Genomic DNA, 19640 nt, shown 5'->3' with positions numbered 1-19640 from the left:
CCACGTTGCCGGGCCGAATCCGATGTCCATGGGCACTGCGGTCAGCCGGCCGCAAGTGCCTGTCGCGCATAGGCTCTCACATCGGCATCCCCATCTTGAAGCGCGCCCGTCAGCGCCTCACGCACAGCAGGCTCCGTCGACACCCACTGGCCCAGACTCAATACCGCCGACTTACGCACATCCAAATGTGCGTCGGACAGCGCCCGTGTCAGCGGCGGGACGGCGTGCGCCAACGACGCCCCCGCCAATGCACGCACCGCCCCTTGGCGGATCTGCCAGGCCGGCGCCCGCAAGGCCTCCTCGACGGCATCGAGAATCTGTTCATCGACCCCCAACGCACCGAGGGCGGTCAGCGCCGCGGCCCGCACCAGCGGGTCAGCATCGCCCACCAGCGCCCGCACCGTCTGGCCACCGGCGGACAGCTTCGCAAGCCCGTTCGCAACGGCGATCCGTACCTCACGGTTGTCGTCGTGGGCCGCGGTACCAATGGACACCGCGTCATCCACGGATACCAGGGCCCGCACGGCTTCGATCCGCACTCGGTGGTCGGGATCGCGCAGCGACGCGACATATGCCGCCGAATCGCCGACCCGCCGGGCGCTGGCCACGTACAGCGCGGTACCGCGCACCAACGGGTCGGGGGCATCGACGTGATCGCGGATCGCCGCTGGGTTGTCCAGAACCTCGACCAGCTCACGCACCCCGTCAGCGGCCATACGACGGACCGAGGAATCGCTGTCGCCCAACGCATTCAACAAGGCGTCCTCATAGCCGCTGGGAATGTGTTCGGTCAGCGCGGCGATTGCGGTGCGGCGTACGCCCGGATCGTCGTCGGCGAGATACTGCAGCAGATCCTCGACCGTGGGAGCCTCCAGGGACAGCACCGTGGCGATCCGCGGGGATGGCGGCTGTTCCGCTTCCGCTGCGATGACCTCCGAGACGCGAGTGGCCGGGGCCTTCCCGCCCAACAGCTCGGGCTGGTGCACCGCGATGGGTTCGGTCTCCCCCGATGGTAGGTCGTCCAAGCCGGGCACCGGAACGAAATACGGTGCAACCGGCCGTTTCACGAAGTCCATGCCGCCACTCACGCTCTTACGCAGGTTCAGGTGGTAGCGCCAGTTCTCGTCGTCGCGCTCCGGCAGATCCGCCCTGTCGTGGTACAGACCCCACCGCGATTCGGTGCGGGTCAACGACGAACGTGCCGCCATTTCGGCACAGTCCCTGATGAACGACACTTCGGCCGCCCGCATCAGCTCGTGCGGGGTGCGCGCGCCGATCTGGTTCACCTCGTCGGCCATCCGCTCGAAGGTCTGCACGGCTAGGGACAGCTTGGCCGCGGTCTTCGGCGGGGCCACGTAATCGTTGACGAAGCGGCGCAGCTTGTACTCGACCTGAGGCTGCGGCGGACCGTCCGGATGACGCAGCGGACGGTAGATCAGCTCGTGCGCCTCTTTGACCTGATCAACGGGAAATTCCAGCGGGGCGGGCGTTTTCGAGAGCGTCGACGCCGCGTGCTCGCCGGCCAGATCGCCGTACACGAAGGCGCCGATCATGTAATTGTGCGGCACGCAGGCCAGGTCGCCCGCGGCATACAGACCCGGCACCGTCGTGCGGGCATGCTCGTCCACCCACACCCCCGACGCAGAATGGCCGCTGCACAAACCGATCTCGGAGATGTGCATCTCGATATCATGCGTGCGGTAGTCGTGTCCGCGGTTGGCGTGGAAGGTCCCGCGGGTGGGGCGCTCGGTGGTGTGCAGGATGTTCTCCAGCGCCGACAGTGTCTCCTCCGGCAGATGAGTCACCTTGAGATAGATGGGACCGCGCGCCGACTCGATTTCGTTCTTGACCTCCGTCATCATCTGGCCCGACCAGTAGTCGGAGTCGACGAAGCGCTCCCCCTGCGCGTTCACCTGATACCCGCCAAACGGGTTGGCCACGTACGCGCAGGCCGGGCCGTTGTAATCCTTGATCAGCGGGTTGATCTGAAAGCACTCGATCCCCGACAGCTCGGCGCCGGCGTGGTAGGCCATCGCGTACCCGTCCCCGGCATTGGTCGGATTCTCATAGGTGCCATACAGATAGCCGGACGCCGGCAGGCCCAGACGGCCGCATGGTCCGGTCGCCAGGATCACCGCCTTCGCACCGACCGTGACGAATTCGCCGGTACGCGTGTTGAATCCCGCCGCGCCGATGGCACGACGCAGCGACGTCCCGCCCCTCTGCTCGCCCAGCTCCTCGGTAAGAATCCGCACCGGCATGACGCGGTTCTCGATGCGGATCTTTTCGCGCATCGACTTCTGCCGCAGCACGCGGTACAGCGCCTTCTTGACGTCCTTGCCCTCGGGCATCGGCAACACATAGGAACCCGATCGGTGCACGCGGCGCACCGCGTACTCGCCGTGCTCGTCCTTCTCGAACTTGACGCCGTAACGTTCCAGGCGCTGCACCATGGCGAAACCGCGTGTCGCTGTTTGGTACACGGTGCGCTGGTTGACGATTCCGTCATTGGCGCGGGTGATCTCCGCGACGTAATCCTCCGGCTCGGCCTTGCCGGGAATGACGGCGTTGTTGACACCATCCATCCCCATGGCCAGCGCACCGGAGTGCCGCACATGCGCCTTCTCCAGCAGGATCACCTGGGCCCCGTTTTCGGCAGCCGTCAGTGCCGCCATGGTTCCGGCGGTGCCACCGCCGATGACGAGCACGTCACAGTCCAGGCGGATGGCGCTATCTAGTTCTGGGGTCTCCATCAGGCAACAAGCTCCGTGTGATTCAGTGCCGCAAGGATTTCAGCGCGCAATGCGCCGCGATCGACGTCGGCATCGCGAGGTTGGGGAACATCCAGCAGTGCCCGCAGCGGCTGGCCGGCTCGACCCAGCACCGCGACGCGATCTCCCAAGAGCAGGGCTTCGTCGACATCGTGGGTCACGAACACCACGGTGGTGGGATGAGTGCGCCAGGTATCGACGAGCAGGCGTTGCATGCTGGCACGGGTCTGGGCATCCAATGCCCCGAAAGGCTCGTCCATCATGACTGCGCGGGGGGCTCCCGCCAGGCCGCGGGCCAGCTGGACACGTTGACGCATACCGCCCGAGAGGCTCTTGGGCAGGTAGTCCTCGAACCCGGTCAGCCCGACATCGTCGATCCAGGCCTGCACCGCCTCGCGGCGCCCCTGGCGAGGCACACCGCCCAGCTTGAGCGCCAGATCGATATTCGATTGCACTGTGCGCCAAGGCAGTAACGCGTTGTCCTGGAAAACCATGGCGCGATCGCGCGAGGTGGTGACGACCTTCTCGCCGTCGGCCCGGATGGTGCCCGAGTCGGGCGGGAGCAGCCCTGCCAGGGCACGCAGCACGGTGGACTTCCCGCATCCCGACGGACCGGTGAGAACCAGTATTTCCGCGGGACGCACGGTCAGGCTGAGGCGATCCACGACGGTGCGTCCGCCGTAACCGAGCCGGACCTCGTCGAGAACCAGGGTGGAAGCGCGTGTCATGAGCGCGCCTCCTCCGCGCGGGGCAGCCAGCGTGTGACACGACGGCCAACCAGCTCGACGGCGGCCGATGTCAGGAATCCGAGCACACCGATGGTGATGATTCCCACGAACACATCCGGATAGGCCAACACCGTGTACGACTGCCAGGTGCGGTAGCCGACTCCCAGACGGCCCGAGATCATCTCGGCGGAGATCACACAGATCCAGGCGACACCGATCCCGACGGATAGGCCGCCGAATACTCCGGGGAGACTCCCCGGCAGCACCACTCGCAGCAGTACGTCCCACCGGCTGCCGCCCAGGGTTCGGACCGATTCCTCCCACAGCGTCGGCAGGGCGCGCACCGCGTGCCGTGTACTGACCATGATCGGGAAATACGCGGCGAGGAAGGTGATGAACACGATCCCGGCCTCATCGCTGGGGAACAACAGAATGGCCACGGGCACAATCGCAATCGCGGGGATGGGGCGTGCGAGTTCGGTGAGCGGACCAAAGATGTCGGCGAACAGTGGAGAACGCCCCAGCCAGATACCGGTGATGACACCCAGCACCGCGGCCAGACCGAAGCCGGTGAGGATACGGATCGTGGATTGGCCGAGGTCCAGCCAATACTGTTCGGTACCGACGCGCTTGGTGAGCGCGGAGACGATCTCCGTGACCGTCGGCAGGGTGTCGAATCGCAATCCGAAGCGCACCTTGTTGACCGTCAACACCTGCCAGAGCAGCACGACGACTGCGACCGAGGATGCCCGGATACCCCAGGCGACATATCGCGAACCCGAACGCCGGGCAGGCAGCGCCGCACTAACCCGGTCTTCGGCCGGGATGACCGCAACCGATCGCGGGCGAGTCTCAAGGATGGGCAGGCTGCTCATGACGCGGCCGCTAGTGCCTGCGGGTAATCCAGGGGTGTGGCACCCGGATGTGCGCCGACGTATCGAGTGGCACCCGAACTGGTCGTGAAGGGATGCAGCCCAGCCGAATCCCGAACCCACCAGGCATGGTCGGCGAACCAGCGGGTACCCAGTTCGGTATCGGCGACATACGCGGCTCGGACCTTCTGGCCGGCCGCGTTGGCGGCGTTGACGGCTTTCAACAGCTCCTGTGCGGTGCCGTACACCTGCGTGGAATCCTTGCCGTCGAACCAAATCTCGGCGGCCTGCTCCGGGTCTGCCCCGCCTGCCGGGTGCAGTATCAGCGGATTGACCTTGGCGGCCAACTCGGTGTCGTAACTCTTCGCGCGAGATGTGTATGCCTGGCGCAGTGGGCCGTCTTGCACGAACTCGTCGATGTTCAGATCGGCAAAGTCTCCTATCGACTTCAGATAGGGCACATCGCTTGTGAACGCGTCGATGAGCGAGGGCTTGAGGGTGGTGTCGAACGACGTGCCACCGGGCCCGTTGTAGAGGTACACCACCTCCTGGGGCAGGCCGCTGCCCTCGGCTACGATCCTGGCCGCGTCAAGAGGCTTGTCGTGAATGAAATCGGTGGCGTCGAGCTGCGCCTGCAGGAAGGCGTCGAGCACCTCGGGATGCTGCTTGGCATAGTCGCGGCGCACCACCACGCCGTGGAAAGTCGGGACATTCAACGCGGCGCCGTCGTAGAGCAGTTTGGCCTTCTTCTGGAAGACCAGCAGTCCCGGCCAGGCCACGAACTGCGAGAGCACCTGCACCTGGCCAGATTCCAGGGCAGAGGCGCCAACCTGCGGCTGCTGGTTGAGAACCTCGACATCCTTGGCCGGGTCCAGCCCGTCATTGCGCAGAGCACGCACCAGCGTGCCGTGCCCTGCCGAGCCCACACTGGCCGAGACCTTCTTGTCCTTCAGTTCAGGAAGCTCGGTGATCGGCGAATTCGGCGGCACCACAACCATGTTGAGCGCACCCTTGGCGTTGTAACCCGTGATGGACACCAGCTCGGTGCGCGCCTTGTCATTGGCCTGGGTCTTAGAGCCGTTGATCAACAGCGGGTAGTCGCCCATCGAACCGATGTCGATCTTCTCGGCGAGCATCTGTGCGGTGATCGGGGCTCCGGTGTCGTAGTCCTCCCACTGCACGGTGTACTTGGTTCCGGTTCGGGAGGTGACCTCGCCGAGCCGCTTTTCCAGATAGCCCTGGGCGCGCAGCAGGGTGCCCGCGGTGACGGTGTTGATGGTCTTCGACTGGTATCCGACGACGACCGTCACCTCGTTGGCCGAACCGGATCCGGAGTCCAAGGAGCAGCCGGCGACAAGGGCGAGAAGCACGGAGCAGAGAAGGGCTGTTCTCTTCATGGGTGTCCTGTCTTAGCGGAGTAGATAGGGCATGTTGACGGTGACGGCACCGGTAGGACAGCGCGCCGCGCACGGCCCGCAGTACCAGCACTCGTCGACGTGCATGAAGGCCTTTCCGTTTTCCGGATTGATGGCCAGCGAATCGAGCGGGCAGATATCCACGCACAGGGTGCAGCCCTCGATACACAGCGATTCGTCGATGGTGACCGGTACGTCGATGCGGTTGTTGACCAGTGTCATGAGAATCCTCAGATATCCCTTAATAGATTGCTGCGCAAGGTGATTCGATCACCACGCATCCTGATGTACTCGAGGTCGACGGGAGTCCCGTCGTCGAGATGGGTGAGCCGTTCCAGCAGCAGCAACGGGGCACTGTCCGGTACCTGCAGCGTCGCGGCCGAATGTGAATCCGCCGCAACGGCTTCCAGCGAGAGGTTGGCCGAACCCAACCTGCGTCCGGTGACGCGTTCGATCAACGCGAACACGTCGTTGGTCTCGAGCTGATGCTCGATGACCGCCTCCCCCACGCCCGGCGTGAGATAGGTCTTGTCCAGGCTCAGCGGTAGGTCACCGAGATAGCGCAACCGCTCGATGAAGATCACACGCGCGCCCGGGTCAACCCGCAATCTGTGCGCGACAGCAGGGGGCGCGTTGACCTCCTGGATGACGCGAACCTCGTTGCGCACCTCGCCGTAGCCCTTGAAGGTTTCCTTGAGCCCGAGGAGCGCATCCAGGCCGTGTTCGTACTTGCGCAACGCGACATGGGTACCCGTTCGCGGTCCGCGCTCGATCAGGCCCTCTTCCTTCAGCGTGGTGAGCGCTTCGCGGACCGTGTTGCGCGAGACGAAGAACTCGGCGGCCAGCTCCTGCTCGCTCGGCAGACCGCCGTCGGCGTAGGCCCCGGCGTGAATCTGATGACGCAACACGTCGGCGACCAACCGCGCCTGATCGGCACGCGGGCGGCGCAATGGCGTGGGCTCGGCAGCGGCCACGGGGTCCTCCTGACCTGAATCGACCTCGCCCACACGCTAAAGGCCTGCTCAGCGGCTACCTGCCGGGTGAAATGAAAATCTGTCAGGTCCGTTCCATTGCGCCGCTCGACACCACCCTCGACCTGCTACGCACCGCCGCGGGCCTGCCATTGCGCCACCGCCTGGCTGGGCGCCGTATTGGATTCAGGGTGATCGGAACGACAGTCAGAGAACGGCCCGGGCCCGCTCCAGGAAGACACGTGCCGCCGGGCCGAGCGGACCATCGAGGCGCCAGGCCAATGCGAGCCTCCCCCGCAGCGCGGGCCGGATATCCAATGCCATCACCCCGGCGCGGTGTCGTACGTATGGGGCAGGCACCACTGCCACACCGAGTCCCTGCTCGACGAGACTGACGAGAACTCGCGGCGAGCTCGCTTCAAAGGCCACATTCGGGACGAGTCCCGCCGCCCGGCACGCCCCCTCCAGGATGGACCGCACGCCGCTGCCCGCCGGCAGACAGACCAGAGGGCGTTCACAGAGCCTCTCCAACGTGACCGTGCGCCGCTTCACCCACGGATCGTTGGTGGCGACCGCTGCCACCAAGGGCTGATCATCGATCACCTGCGAACCCAACCCCTCCATCGGGTGCACCCCCAGCGCCACGATCGCACCGTCCAACCGGCCCTCATGCAGCCCGGCGACGAGTTCGTCGCGGCCCGCTTCGGTGAGGGTGATCGTGATCGCCGGATAGTCACGGTGGAACGCCGCAAGCAACGAGGAAAGGTCGGCGCCGTGTGACGTGACGGTTCCGAACGCGATGTGCCCGCGCAACAGTCCACCAATCTCGTCCGCCGCCTCGCGCACGGCGTCAACCGCGGCAAGAGCTGCCCGCGCATAGGGAATCACCGCCTGGCCGGCATCGGTGAGCCGGACCTGGCGGCCCGATCGATCAAACACATCGTGTCCCAGTTCGCGTTCCAGGAGGCGGATCTGTGCGCTCACTCCTGGTTGGGCGACATGCAGCGCGGCGGCAGCCTTGGTGAAACTCGACGTGTCCGCCACGGCCAACAGGTAGCGCAGCTGGTGCAATTCCATAAGCACTGATTATAGGTTCACTAATGAACAGATCTTAGACTTCTAATCAATATCGCCGGATGCTGGACGACATGAGCACAGACAAGACCTCGATCGTGATTGCCGGAGCGGGTATCGGCGGACTCGCGTCAGCACTGACCCTGCACGCGGCGGGATGCGAGGTGGCGGTGCTCGAGAGTGCGCGTGAGGTGAAGCCGCTGGGCGTCGGCATCAACATGCTTCCGCACGCGGTCGGAGTACTTACCGAGCTCGGGTTGGGTGAGCAGCTGACCCGCATGGGCATCGCCACCACCGAGATCCGCTTCTGCGATAAGCGTGGCACCGTGCTGTACACCGAGCCGCGAGGCCTGGCGGGCGCGTATGCCCACCCGCAGATCTCGGTGCACCGCGGCCGGTTGCAACTCCTACTGCTCGACGCGGCGCGGGAACGCATTGGCCCACAAGCAGTCCGGACAGGTAGCCGGGTTCTCGGCTTCGAGAGTGACGGAACTGGCGTGTGCGTGCACACCGCCGACGGTGATGTCGAAGGGGCCGTTCTGGTGGGCGCCGACGGCGTGAACTCGGCGATACGCGCGCAGCTGCATCCCGTGGACCCGTTGCGCTGGTCGGGCGTGCGGATGTGGCGTGGCGCGGCCGATGTCGGCCCCTTCCTCACCGGCAAGACCATGATCGCCGCGCACGACGACACCGATCACGAACTGATCGCCTATCCCATCAGCGAGAGCACCGTGAACTGGGTGGCACTCGCGCGCACCAATCCTGCCGGGCAGCTCCCGGCAGGAGCACGATGGAATGACCCGGTCACCGCCGATGAGGTGCTGGAGCACTTCCCGGGCTGGGATTTCGGATGGTTGGCCCTCGACAGAATGGTCCGCGGTAGCGAGCACATCGTCGAATACCCGATGGTCGACCGCGATCCGTTGCCCCACTGGGGAACTGGCCGCGTCACGCTGCTCGGCGACGCCGCACATCCCATGTACCCCTTGGGCGCCAATGGCGGGTCGCAGTCGGTTGTCGATGCCCACGTGCTGGCACGGGCACTGTCGGACTCCCCCGACGACCCGACACGCGCACTGGCCGACTATGAGTCCCAGCGGATCGAGGCCACCCGCGATGTGGTGCTGGCCAACCGCGCAATGCTGAGATCCTGGGGCGAGGAGTCCCCGGAAGGGCTCCAGGAGGCGGCAGAGTCCTACCGGCAGCGCACCAAGGCCTGACAACGAAGGCCTGACAACGAAGGCCTGACAATCGCGAACTCGGCGTGAATGCAACCAACCACTGAGGTCACCCAACGAATCCACATGGCGCTCACATCCGGGGTCCAGGAATCGCTGGCTCAATGGAGACATGCAAAGCCACGCGAACCCGGACCAGGATGTGGTCGTTGTCCTGAACGCCGACGCCCCCAACGGCCGTCAGATCGTCCAGATACTGGTGCGCAATGGTCATCGGGTCGTCGTCTGTGGCAAGCACGCAACCGATCTGACCAGGATGCTGCACGGATACGACGCGGATCAGGTGATGGCCATCGCGGCCGACACCAGCGACCCCCGCCAGCTCCGTGAACTATGCCGACGCGCCACGGATCGGTTTGGCACCGTCACCACGATCATGGACACCGCCGGTCGGCAGATGCCCCATCTGCGGCTTGCCTCGTAGACCAGCCGAGCCCAGGGCCGACTAGGCCATCCAGTAGGCCTGGACCTTCATCGACCGGCGCGGAATGCCGAAGTGATCCTTGAGGACCTGGGCGATCTGTCGAGTGGTCCGGGTATCGCACGCCACCCAGCCGAAGTACCCCGAGGCGTCGAAGGCCGCCGCACGCACGACCTCGACCAGCGACCGCTCGCCATGACGGTCCACCCAGACCACGTCCCGGCCGACGGGCAGGGTCTTGTCGCTCTCGTGCGCGGCCTCCAGAAACACGGTCGCGGGACTGTCCCCGATCGCGGCCAACAGGGAGTTGATGGCGGGTAGCGACGCGGTATCACCAACGATGACGTACCCACGCGGAGCCGGGTTCGGCAACGCAAAATTGCTACCCAGCACCGTCGCCTCGATCGTGTCTCCGACTCGGGCCGCGTGTGCCCAACTGGCGGCCAGACCGTCGTGCAACGCGAACTCGATATCGACGGTATCGGCCCCAGGATCGGGGCTGACCAGCGTGTACCCACGTTGATGCAGCTTCTCTCCGTCCGAGAACCACAGCCGGATCCACATGGTGGGGTGAACATCGCGGCCCTGCAGCAGGCCGCCCGCCGAGAAGCTGAGCCTCACATAGTGGTCGGTTAGCTCGCGTCGACCCGTCACAGTTAGCTGATAGTCCCCTACCCGGAACAATTTAAGAACGGCGCCCTGCCATCCGCGTGTCGGTTGCGTCACTGCGCTCGGCATTGCACTCTCGATTCCTCGGTCATCGCCATTAGCTTAGGCTAGCCTAATCATGTCTCCTTAAATAAGGCTAGGGTTAGCTATCGACACTTAGGTAAGGGAATGCTAATCTCTTGCCGAGCATGCAACGGTGCCATGGAAAAAGGCGGTAGATGAGTACTCGCGAACGAGTTGGTCAACTCGAACGCCCGGGTGTGACGGCAGTCACGCCCCGGACCTCCGCCTTCACACAGGGGCACTGGTTCAACCATCTCCAGCACCACGGAGAGCACGCCGGCGGCAGCGGGCGATCTATCACAAATTTGCTGACAACCCGAGAGGGCACTGTCAGGAACCAATCACGTTCGCGAGCCGACTACTCCAATCAGCGAGCGTGTCGATCGGGCGAAGGGCTGTAAGTGGATATTCGTGAACGAGTTGGTCAGCGAGAGTGGGTGGCCGCGGGCGCGGCCTCATCGACGCGTATCGACCCCGAATTGGAGAGTCGATTCGCGACCTGCTGCCGGGCGCTAGGCCTCTCCGTCAACGACAGGCGACGTCCCGCCGACCTGCCAGCAGCGCGCTACGGGTTCACCTCGCTGTGCCGGACCGCTCAAGATCAGTGTGACGTGTGGGTCGGGCTCGCGGCCGCCGGAGGCGCCACCATCGACGTCCTGGAAGCCATCTCGGAGACCACGTCCACCGCCGGCCATCTTCAGCATGCGGTGAACCTGCAGCCCGGCGATCTGACCTTTACCTACGACACGGGGCTGTACCTTGAGTTTCGCGCCAGCGGACCCGACGACTATCACCTGGCCTACGCCGCGGCCCTCGTGGACAAGGGCGAATACGTCAAGGCCGATGAACTGATCGCGGCCGTGACCGAGCGGCGCCCCGGATGGTTCAACGCCCGCTGGGTCGCCGTCGCCATGCAGAACCGGGCCCAGCGTTGGGCCGATGTTGTCGCGCTGCTGACCCCCGTCGTCACCGACAAGTCACTGGAGCCCACCACATCCCACGCCGTGCGGATCACCCTGGGTATCGCACTCGCCAAGCTCGGTATGGTCAATCCCGCACTGTCCTACCTCGAAGACCCCAGTGGCCCCATCGAAGTGGCAGCGACCGATGGCGCCCTCGCGAAGGCGCTGAACCTACGCCACCACGGCGACGAAGAGACCGCCACCGAGGTGCTTCAGGATCTGTACGCGGCCAATCCCGAGATCGCCGAGGTCGAGCATGCGCTCACCGATCCGAGCGTGGGCCTGCACACCACGACCGCCGCCCGCATCGCTGCCCGCACCGATGCCTGGGATCCCGAAACTGAGCCCACCGAAGAGGATTTCATCGATCCTGAGGCTCACGAACGCAAGGCGATCCTGCTGGCCGAGGCCGAGCAGCAGCTCAGCGAGTTCATCGGCCTGGAGCAGGTCAAAGACCAGGTCGCCCGGCTCAAGAGCTCCGTGGCGATGGCATTGCGGCGTCAGGACCGTGGCCTGGCCGTCGGCCACCGCACACACCACCTGGTGTTCGCAGGCCCTCCCGGCACCGGTAAGACCACCATCGCCCGCGTGGTCGCCAAGATCTATTGCGGTTTGGGACTTCTCAAACGCGAGAACGTCCGCGAAGTGCACCGTGCCGACCTCATCGGTCAGCACATCGGTGAAACCGAGGCCAAGACCAACGCCGTCATCGACAGTGCGCTCGACGGCGTGCTGTTCCTCGACGAGGCCTACGCCCTGGTGTCCACCGGCGCCAAGAACGATTTCGGCCTGGTCGCCATCGACACCCTGCTGGCCCGGATGGAGAACGACCGCGATCGGTTGGTCGTGATCGTCGCCGGGTACCGCGCCGAGCTGGATCAGTTCCTCGACACCAACGAGGGTCTGCGCTCGCGCTTCACCCGCTCCATCAACTTCCCTTCGTACGCACCGTCCGAACTCGTCGAGATCGCCGCGGCGATGGCATCCGTCCGGGACAGCAAGTTCGACGAGGGGGCCGCAGCCAAGCTGCTCGCCGCTTTCTCGGACATGTGCGCCGCGGAAGCTCCCGATACCCGCGGCATCGCACGCCGCAGCATCGACGTCGCCGGTAACGGCCGGTTCGTCCGTAACGTCGTTGAACGCTCCGAGGAGGAACGTGAACACCGCCTTGACAATTCAGGCGCCGAAGACTTCAGCGATGAAGACCTCATGACGGTCACCGTCGAAGACGTACAGGCCTCCGTGGAGGCCATCGTCGCCGGGCTCGGCCTGTCGGCTCCGGGGGCGTCGGTCCAGAAATGAGCGACAACCGAGACAGTAACGCGAATTCCGAGCGCCGGGCCTTCGCGTCACGCACACCGGCCAGCGAGAGCCCCGAACCGCTGAAGTATCGCCGCGGATTCGTCACCGGCCATCAGGTAACCGGATGGCGATTTGTCATGCGGCGCATCGCATCTGGTGTTGCACTGCATGACGCGCGGATGCTCGTCGACCCACTGCGCACCCAGTCCCGTGCCTTGAGCATGGGCGCCGTCATCGTGGTCACCGGCGTGGTTGGATGCTTCGTCTTCAGCTTGCTGCGGCCCGCCGGTATCGCAGGCACCGACCCGGTGCTGGCCGACCGTTCGACGGCGGCACTCTATGTGCGCGTTGGTGACAACCTGCACCCGGTGCTCAACCTCACCTCCGCCCGTCTCATCGCGGGCAAGGCAGTGGATCCCACGATGGTCAAAAGCGCTCAGCTCGACCAGTTTCCGCGCGGCAACCTGATCGGCATTCCGGGCGCCCCGGAACGCATGGTGCAGACCAAGGCCACCGACGCCGCCTGGGCGGTATGCGAGGCCGGCCAAACCAGCACGGGCAACCACGCGGTCACCGTCATCGCCGGAGCGTTGGACACCAACGGCGACAAGGCCTCTGAACTGCCACGCGACCGCGCGGCCGTGGTGTCCACCGAATCCGGTACTACCTGGCTGCTCTGGGACGGGAAGCGCAGCGCGCTCAACCTCGGAGATGCCGCCGTCACCAGCGCGCTTGGTTTCACCACACCGCCTGAGGTGCGCCCCGTGACAACCCGTCTGCTCAACGCCATTCCGGAGGCTCCGGCACTTGTGGTTCCCGCCATCGCCGGGGCAGGGACGCCTACCGCCTATCCCCTGCCGGTCGCGGCGCCTGTCGGCTCGGTGCTGGTGAGTTCCTCGACGGATAACACGCCGGTGTACTACGCGGTACTTGCCGATGGCGTGCAGCAGGTTTCACCGGTGATCGCGTCGGCACTGCGCAACGCCAACTCCTACGGACTGGAACAGCCGCCCCGGTTGACCGCCGATCAGATCGCGCATCTGCAGACGTCGTCGGCGATCGACACTCGGGTGTTCCCGAATGCCGCCGTCAAGCCGCTGGCCGCCAATGAGGATCCAGTGCTGTGCACTCGGTTCACCAAGACGGCAGATGCCACCTCGGATTCATGGTCGTTGCTTGCGGGTTCTGTTCTGCCCCTGTCGGATTCGGTGCACACCGTGCAGCTGATCTCCCCCGCCGACACTCCGACCCGGGTCGCCATCGCCCCCGGCACCGGATACCTGGTGCAGCCAGGCGGTCGTGGTGCGTATCAGTGGATATCCGATACCGGCGTCCGCTATGGCATCGACACCGAGGCCGAGGGCGATAAGACCCTCGAGGCGCTCGGCCTGCACAAGCCGGCGCTGACCATCCCCTCGTCGATCCTGGATCTGTTCGCATCCGGGCCGTCGCTCTCACGCACCGACGCCCTGCTCTCGCACGACACCCTGACCCCGAACGTTCGGCAGGCCACGCAGATCCAGACCGACACCCAACTTGCACAGAATGCGCAGGAGTCCCGTTGAGCCGTCTCATTTTCGAAGCCCATCGGCGTGTCACGCCCCCGGCGATACCCGATGCCACGGTGACCGTCGAGGCGCCTCCGCAGCTGCCTCGGGTGGTGCCGCCATCGTTCCTGCGGCGCGCCATTCCGGTCGTGATCGTGATCTTGATCGTCGGCATGATCGTTGCGCTGGTCGCCTCGGGCATCCGGCTCATCTCCCCGCAGACGCTGTTCTTCCCGTTCGTGCTTCTGCTGGCTGCCACCGCGCTGTACCGCGGCGGCGGCGACAAGGTCCGCACCGAGGAGGTCGACGCCGAGCGTGCCGACTACCTGCGGTACCTGTCGGTGGTACGCGAGAATCTGCGCACCCACGCCACTGCACAGCGCAAGGCTCTGGAATGGTCGCACCCAGACCCCGAGGAGCTGTCGACAGTTCCCGGCACCCGACGTCAATGGGAACGCGATCCCGGCGATGACGACTACCTGGTGGTGCGTACCGGACGCCACGATGTTCCGCTGGCCAGCCCCGTGCGCGTCAAGGACATCGCCGACGAGATCGACTTGGAGCCCGTCAGTCACAGCGCATTGCGCGGACTGCTGGACACCCAGCGCACGGTGCGAAGCGCCCCGCTCGGCGTCGATCTGAACAAGGTTTCGCGCATCACGGTGCTCGGGGATGACGACATCGCTCGCGCCGCCATCCGCTCGTGGGTGGCGCAGGCGACCACATTCCACGACCCGACGCTGCTGACCGTGGCCATGGCCGGTCCCAGTGTTGAAGATGCGCAGTGGTCTTGGCTCAAGTGGCTTCCACACGTGGATATCAGCGGTGAGATCGACGGCGTCGGCCCGGCACGGTACCTGCGTCGCACTGGTGCCGAGCTCTTCGAAGCACTGAGGCCGGCCCTGGCAGAGCGCGCACTCTTCGGTGCCGAATCCGGCGCCCACAAGCACCTGCTGATCATCCTGGACGATCCGAATTACGATCTGAACGGCGTGAACTCACCCATCCCGGCGACCGGGCTGGACGGTGTCACCGTCATCCAGCGGCTCGACGACGCGGACGGCGAGGTCAAGCTTCCGGACTATCTCAACCCCGAACGTCCTGTGCTGCAGGTTAATCGGAATGGTGTGAGCGCACGCATCGCCCGTTGGAATGGCAGCGACTGGCAGCCCTACATCGATGAGGCGGACCAGCTCACAATCGGCACAGCCTCACATGTGTCCCGCCGGCTCTCCCGCTGGGACTCCAACCCGACCCATCCGGGGTTGCGGTCCTCCGCCACCGGCGGTGCGACGTTCACTTCGCTCCTCGGCATCGAGGACGCTTCCCAACTGGACGTTCCCGCCCTCTGGTCGCCGCGTACGCGCGACGAGGAGCTGCGCGTGCCCATCGGAGTCACCTCTTCCGGCGAGCCGCTCATGTTCGACCTCAAGGACGAGGCCGAGGGCGGCATGGGGCCACACGGTCTGATGATCGGTATGACGGGCTCCGGTAAGTCTCAGACCCTGATGTCGATCCTGCTGTCTCTCTTGGCAACCCACTCGGCAGATCGCCTGATCATCATCTACGCCGACTTCAAGGGCGAGGCCGGCGCGGATATCTTCCGCGACTTCCCACAGGTTGTTGCCGTGATCTCCAACATGGCGGAGAAGCGTTCCCTCGCCGAACGTTTCGCCGACACGTTGCGTGGCGAGGTCGCTCGCCGGGAAAACCTGCTCAAGCAGGCAGGCCGCGACGTGCAGGGAAGCGCCTTCAACTCGGTCCGTGAGTACGAGGAGGCGATCGCCGCCGGTCACGACCTGCCGCCGATTCCCACGCTGTTCGTGGTGGCCGATGAATTCACCCTGATGCTCCAGGATCACCCGGAGTACGCCGAGCTGTTCGACTATGTCGCACGCAAGGGCCGCTCGTTCCGTATCCACATTCTGTTCGCGTCGCAGACTCTGGACGTCGGCAAGATCAAGGACATCGACAAGAACACGTCGTACCGCATCGGTCTGAAGGTGGCCAGCCCCAGCGCATCCCGGCAAATCATCGGAACCGAGGACGCGTATCACATCGAATCGGGCAAGGACCACAAGGGTGTTGGGTTCCTGGTGCCTGCCCCGGGCGCCGTGCCCATCAAGTTCCGCAGCACGTATGTCGACGGCATCTACGAGCCGCCGTCGACGACCACCACCGTAGAAATCCGCGCCACCCCGCAGCCCAAGCAGTTCACCGCGTTGCCAGTCGCTGCCGATCCCACGACGGTGATTGTGAAGGGCGAGTCCGACCGGCCGACACAGCCGGCCCGCAAGCTGATCACGACCGTCGGTGATCAACTCTCAAAGGTGGGACCCCGCGCACCGCAGTTGTGGCTGCCGCCACTGGACACCGCCATTCCGTTGGCGGATGTGCTGAGCCAGACCGGGATCCCGGCCCGCCAGCTGCGCTGGCCGCTCGGCGAGATCGACAAGCCGTTCCAGATGCGCCGCGATCCACTGATCTTCGACGCAACGTCGGCGGCCGGGAACGCGATCATTCACGGCGGTCCGAAGTCCGGAAAATCCACGGCGCTGCAGACGTTCATGTTGTCGGCCGCCGCACTGCACTCCCCCCGCGATGTCACGTTCTACTGCATCGATTACGGCGGCGGACAACTGCACGCGCTCGAAGGACTGGCACACGTCGGCAGCGTCGCCAGCGCCCTTGAGCCTGAGCGTATTCGGCGCACCTTCGGTGAGCTGGAGCAGCTACTGGCATACCGGCAGCGGCTGTTCCGCGACCGCGGCATCGCCTCGGTGAGCCAGCTGCGTGCCCTGCGGGACAGCGACCACACCCTGGACGACGGCTACGGCGAGACCTTCCTGATCGTGGACAACCTGTACGCGTTCAGCCGTGACAACACCGATCAGTTCAACACCCGGAACCCGTTGCTGGCCAGGCTTACCGAGCTGGCCAACGCCGGACTGTCGTACGGCATCCACGTCGTGATCACCACTCCGAACTGGATCGAGGTGCCGCTGGCGATGCGCGATTCTCTCGGACTGCGCCTCGAGCTCAAGCTGCACGACTCGGCAGACAGCAATGTGCGGGTCCCCGGCGCGCTGCGCCGCCCCGCCGAAAGTGTTCCGCACGATCAGCCAGGTCGCGGTCTGACCATGCAGGCCGAGCACTTCCTGTTCGCGGCCTCCGACGCCAGGACTGTGGAATCGGTCAACGCCAACTACCCGGGGGCCAAGGCTCCCGCCGTCCGCCTCCTGCCGGCAGACCTGGCACCCAATGCCATCGGCCCGCTGTATCCGGGGCACGAGCAGGTCGTCATCGGCCAGCGGGAGCAGGACCTGGCGCCGGTCGCGCTCGATTTCGCGCACAACCCGCTCCTGATGGTGTTGGGCGACACCGGATCCGGCAAGACAACGCTGCTGCGCCACGTCATCCGCACCATCCGCGAGCATTCGACACCCGATCAGGTGGCATTCACGGTTCTGGATCGGCGTCTGCATCTTGTCGACGAACCGCTGTTCCCCGACAACGAGTACACCCCCAACATCGACCGGATCACCCCGGCCATGCTGGGCCTCGGCGGACTGCTGGAGAAGCGTCGGCCACCGGCCGGACTCTCCAACGAGGAACTGCACAACTGGGTGTCACGCGGGGTGACCGCACAGCGGCACTACCTGATCATCGACGATGTCGACCAGATCCCCGACACACCGGCTGTCAGCGGTCCGTACATCGGGCAGCGTCCCTGGAATCCGATCACCGGATTGCTCGCCGAGGCGCGTGAGCTCGGTCTGCGGGTGATCATCACCGCACGCGCCACGGGATCGGGTCACATCCTGATGACCAACCCCATGCTGCGTCGGTTCCACGAGCTGCAGGCCAACACCCTGATGCTCAGCGGCAGCCCACAGGACGGGGGCCGCATCCGCGGGCATCGTTTCGAGCGTCTACCTGCCGGTCGCGGAGTCCTGTTGTCCGACAACGATGTCCCAACGTACGTACAGACCGTCAATCCGTTCGTCAGCGAGCATGCCGCTCAAGGAAGGGAGTACCCACGATGAATCTCAACGTCGTTCCAGAAGGTCTGACCGCCACCAGTGCGGCCGTGGAGGCGCTGACCGCGCGTCTGGCTGCCGCGCATGCCGCGGCCGCCCCGGTGATCGGGGCCGTGGTGCCCCCGGCCGCTGACCCGGTCTCGTTGGAGACCGCGGCCGGTTTCAGTGCCCGCGGTATCGAGCACACCGGTGTGGCCGCCCAGGCCGTCGAGGAACTGGGCCGGGCCGGGCTGGGTGTGTCGGAGTCCGCGGCCAGCTACACCACCGGGGATATGCAGGCCGCGGCCACCTACATGATCGCGCGGGGCTAACGCCGGTGTCGGCTCCGATTTGGATGGCTTCGCCTCCCGAGGTGCACTCGGCGCTGCTCAGCGCCGGGCCCGGGCCGGGCGCACTGCTGGCCGCCGCCGCACAATGGCAGGCGCTCTCGGTGCAATACACCGCCGCCGCCACGGAGTTGACCCAACTGCTCGCCGCCACCGGCGCCGGATCCTGGCAGGGGCCCAGCGCCATCCAGTACGTCGCCAGCCACACGCCGTATCTGGCGTGGCTGACCCAGCAGAGCGCCATGAGCGCCACCAACGCGGTGCTGCACGAGACCAGCGCTGCTGCGTACACCGCGGCACTTGCCGCCATGCCCACCCTGGCCGAGCTGGCCGCCAACCACATGATCCACGGTGTGCTGCTGGCCACCAACTTCTTTGGCATCAACACCATTCCGATCGCCCTCAACGAGGCCGACTACCTCCGGATGTGGGTGCAAGCCGCCACCACCATGGGTATCTACCAAGGCGTCTCTACCGCCGCCGTGACTGCCGTCGCACCGACGCAGCCCGCGCCGATGATCATGGCGCCGGGCGGCGAGATGTCCCGGATGGCCGCCGACATGTCCGGCATGGCTGCTCAGGCCCAGGCCGCCGAATCCGGTACCGCACTGGACGACAGCGAGAGCTTCTTCGACAAGCTGATGCGGCAGATCCAGGAATTCTTCAGCGACCCGCTGGGCACCCTGCAAAAGATCTTGCAGGACTTCATGCGCAATCCCCTTGAGGCACTTGTGGCCTGGGGTCCGCTGCTGTTCTTCATCGCGTACGAGGCGTTCTTCATCCCCTTCGGGTTCACCGCGTGGGGCATCATGCTGTCCGCACCGCTGTGGTTGCCACTACTCCTGGTCGGACTGGCCCAGCTGGTCAACCCGGTTCCGGTCGACGCCGATGTACCGGCGGAGGAGCCGGCACAGGAACTGGCGCAGGTCGCGCGCAATACCCCTCAGCAGCAGCCTTTTGCCATGGGCGGAATGCCAGGAGGCGGCGGCACGGTAACCACCGGTGGCTCTGGTGCACCGTCCGCACCGGCCAACGCGCCCGCCACACCCGCGACCGCGGCCGCAGCACCGGCATACATGGTCTATGCCGTGCAGGAGGATCCGCCCGCCGCCCGGTTTGGCCCGACGCTGAATGAAGGTGCCGGCGCTAAGGCGCCCGCAGCCGGAATCTCCGCCGCGGCGGCAGCCGCGGCTTCGGCCCGTTCCCGGGCACGCCGCAAGCGTGGCGCCCGGATCAAGGAC

General features: G+C 65.6%; 15 protein-coding genes. 7 read left to right on the top strand and 8 right to left on the bottom strand.

From position 1 onward, the window contains the following. Positions 1–41 precede the first annotated feature (41 nt). The 7 genes from B4393_RS25185 to B4393_RS25155 all read right to left on the bottom strand — a co-directional run bounded on the left by B4393_RS25185 (position 42) and on the right by B4393_RS25155 (position 7834). Positions 42–2753 carry a fumarate reductase/succinate dehydrogenase flavoprotein subunit gene (locus B4393_RS25185; protein ID WP_078336445.1) on the bottom strand — a complete coding sequence of 904 codons (2712 nt, stop codon included), beginning with the start codon at positions 2751–2753 and terminating at the stop codon, positions 42–44. After that, positions 2753–3499 (bottom strand): ABC transporter ATP-binding protein, encoded by a 747-nt coding sequence (locus B4393_RS25180; protein ID WP_078336443.1) that lies wholly within the window; start codon positions 3497–3499, stop codon positions 2753–2755. The genes B4393_RS25185 and B4393_RS25180 overlap by 1 nt, the downstream gene beginning before the upstream one ends. Then, positions 3496–4374 carry an ABC transporter permease gene (locus tag B4393_RS25175; RefSeq protein ID WP_109558601.1) on the bottom strand — a complete coding sequence of 293 codons (879 nt, stop codon included), beginning with the start codon at positions 4372–4374 and terminating at the stop codon, positions 3496–3498. The genes B4393_RS25180 and B4393_RS25175 overlap by 4 nt, the downstream gene beginning before the upstream one ends. Beyond that, on the bottom strand, positions 4371–5768 hold the full coding sequence (locus B4393_RS25170; RefSeq protein ID WP_078336442.1) for an ABC transporter substrate-binding protein: 1398 nt from the start codon (positions 5766–5768) through the stop codon (positions 4371–4373). The genes B4393_RS25175 and B4393_RS25170 overlap by 4 nt, the downstream gene beginning before the upstream one ends. Before the next feature lie 12 nt (positions 5769–5780). Continuing rightward, positions 5781–6008 (bottom strand): 4Fe-4S dicluster domain-containing protein, encoded by a 228-nt coding sequence (locus B4393_RS25165; protein ID WP_070936987.1) that lies wholly within the window; start codon positions 6006–6008, stop codon positions 5781–5783. A gap of 8 nt (positions 6009–6016) precedes the next feature. After that, complete coding sequence (locus tag B4393_RS25160) at positions 6017–6760, bottom strand: GntR family transcriptional regulator (protein ID WP_078336499.1); 744 nt, start codon at positions 6758–6760, stop codon at positions 6017–6019. 204 nt (positions 6761–6964) lie between these two features. Further along, a complete protein-coding gene (locus B4393_RS25155) occupies positions 6965–7834 on the bottom strand; it encodes a LysR family transcriptional regulator (protein ID WP_078336441.1) in 870 nt (289 codons plus the stop codon). A gap of 59 nt (positions 7835–7893) precedes the next feature. Between B4393_RS25155 and B4393_RS25150 the strand changes: the two genes are divergently transcribed. After that, positions 7894–9051: a flavin-dependent oxidoreductase gene (locus B4393_RS25150; RefSeq protein ID WP_078336440.1), complete on the top strand. Its 1158-nt coding sequence runs from the start codon at positions 7894–7896 to the stop codon at positions 9049–9051. Positions 9052–9181: 130 nt separating this feature from the next. Further along, on the top strand, positions 9182–9493 hold the full coding sequence (locus tag B4393_RS25145) for an SDR family NAD(P)-dependent oxidoreductase (protein ID WP_078336439.1): 312 nt from the start codon (positions 9182–9184) through the stop codon (positions 9491–9493). Between the two features lie 21 nt (positions 9494–9514). Here the strand turns inward: B4393_RS25145 and B4393_RS25140 are convergent, their stop codons facing one another. Continuing rightward, entirely contained in the window at positions 9515–10228 is a 714-nt protein-coding gene (locus B4393_RS25140; protein ID WP_078336438.1) for a siderophore-interacting protein, read from the bottom strand. A 395-nt stretch (positions 10229–10623) separates the two neighbouring features. On the opposite strand from B4393_RS25140, the gene eccA reads away from it, so the two are divergent. The 5 genes from eccA to B4393_RS25115 all read left to right on the top strand — a co-directional run. Then, positions 10624–12486, top strand: coding sequence for a type VII secretion AAA-ATPase EccA (gene eccA, locus B4393_RS25135; protein ID WP_078336437.1), 1863 nt, complete (start codon positions 10624–10626; stop codon positions 12484–12486). After that, entirely contained in the window at positions 12483–14051 is a 1569-nt protein-coding gene (eccB, locus tag B4393_RS25130; RefSeq protein WP_078336436.1) for a type VII secretion protein EccB, read from the top strand. Before eccA ends, eccB begins: the two co-directional genes overlap by 4 nt. Beyond that, on the top strand, positions 14048–18079 hold the full coding sequence (gene eccCa / locus B4393_RS25125; protein WP_078336435.1) for a type VII secretion protein EccCa: 4032 nt from the start codon (positions 14048–14050) through the stop codon (positions 18077–18079). The genes eccB and eccCa overlap by 4 nt, the downstream gene beginning before the upstream one ends. After that, the gene (locus tag B4393_RS25120) at positions 18076–18384 is read left to right on the top strand and encodes a PE family protein (protein ID WP_070936996.1); all 309 of its coding nucleotides are present in this window, start codon (positions 18076–18078) and stop codon (positions 18382–18384) included. The genes eccCa and B4393_RS25120 overlap by 4 nt, the downstream gene beginning before the upstream one ends. A 5-nt stretch (positions 18385–18389) precedes the next feature. Next, positions 18390–19640 (top strand): PPE family protein (locus tag B4393_RS25115; RefSeq protein WP_078336498.1); only part of this gene is annotated, 1251 nt, incomplete at its 3' end.

It is taken from the genome of Mycobacteroides franklinii (assembly GCF_002013895.1).
Classification (GTDB): Bacteria; Actinomycetota; Actinomycetes; order Mycobacteriales; family Mycobacteriaceae; genus Mycobacterium; species Mycobacterium franklinii.
The sequence above is the reverse complement of the archived record's forward strand: the minus strand, read 5'-3'. Positions and strand labels throughout refer to the sequence as shown.

Coding starts and splice junctions, on each gene's coding strand:
- B4393_RS25185 (WP_078336445.1), bottom strand. CDS start 2,753: ATGGAGACCCCAGAACTAGATAGCGCCATCCGCCTGGACTGTGACGTG.
- B4393_RS25180 (WP_078336443.1), bottom strand. CDS start 3,499: ATGACACGCGCTTCCACCCTGGTTCTCGACGAGGTCCGGCTCGGTTAC.
- B4393_RS25175 (WP_109558601.1), bottom strand. CDS start 4,374: ATGAGCAGCCTGCCCATCCTTGAGACTCGCCCGCGATCGGTTGCGGTC.
- B4393_RS25170 (WP_078336442.1), bottom strand. CDS start 5,768: ATGAAGAGAACAGCCCTTCTCTGCTCCGTGCTTCTCGCCCTTGTCGCC.
- B4393_RS25165 (WP_070936987.1), bottom strand. CDS start 6,008: ATGACACTGGTCAACAACCGCATCGACGTACCGGTCACCATCGACGAA.
- B4393_RS25155 (WP_078336441.1), bottom strand. CDS start 7,834: ATGGAATTGCACCAGCTGCGCTACCTGTTGGCCGTGGCGGACACGTCG.
- B4393_RS25150 (WP_078336440.1), top strand. CDS start 7,894: ATGCTGGACGACATGAGCACAGACAAGACCTCGATCGTGATTGCCGGA.
- B4393_RS25145 (WP_078336439.1), top strand. CDS start 9,182: ATGCAAAGCCACGCGAACCCGGACCAGGATGTGGTCGTTGTCCTGAAC.
- B4393_RS25140 (WP_078336438.1), bottom strand. CDS start 10,228: ATGCCGAGCGCAGTGACGCAACCGACACGCGGATGGCAGGGCGCCGTT.
- eccB (WP_078336436.1), top strand. CDS start 12,483: ATGAGCGACAACCGAGACAGTAACGCGAATTCCGAGCGCCGGGCCTTC.
- B4393_RS25120 (WP_070936996.1), top strand. CDS start 18,076: ATGAATCTCAACGTCGTTCCAGAAGGTCTGACCGCCACCAGTGCGGCC.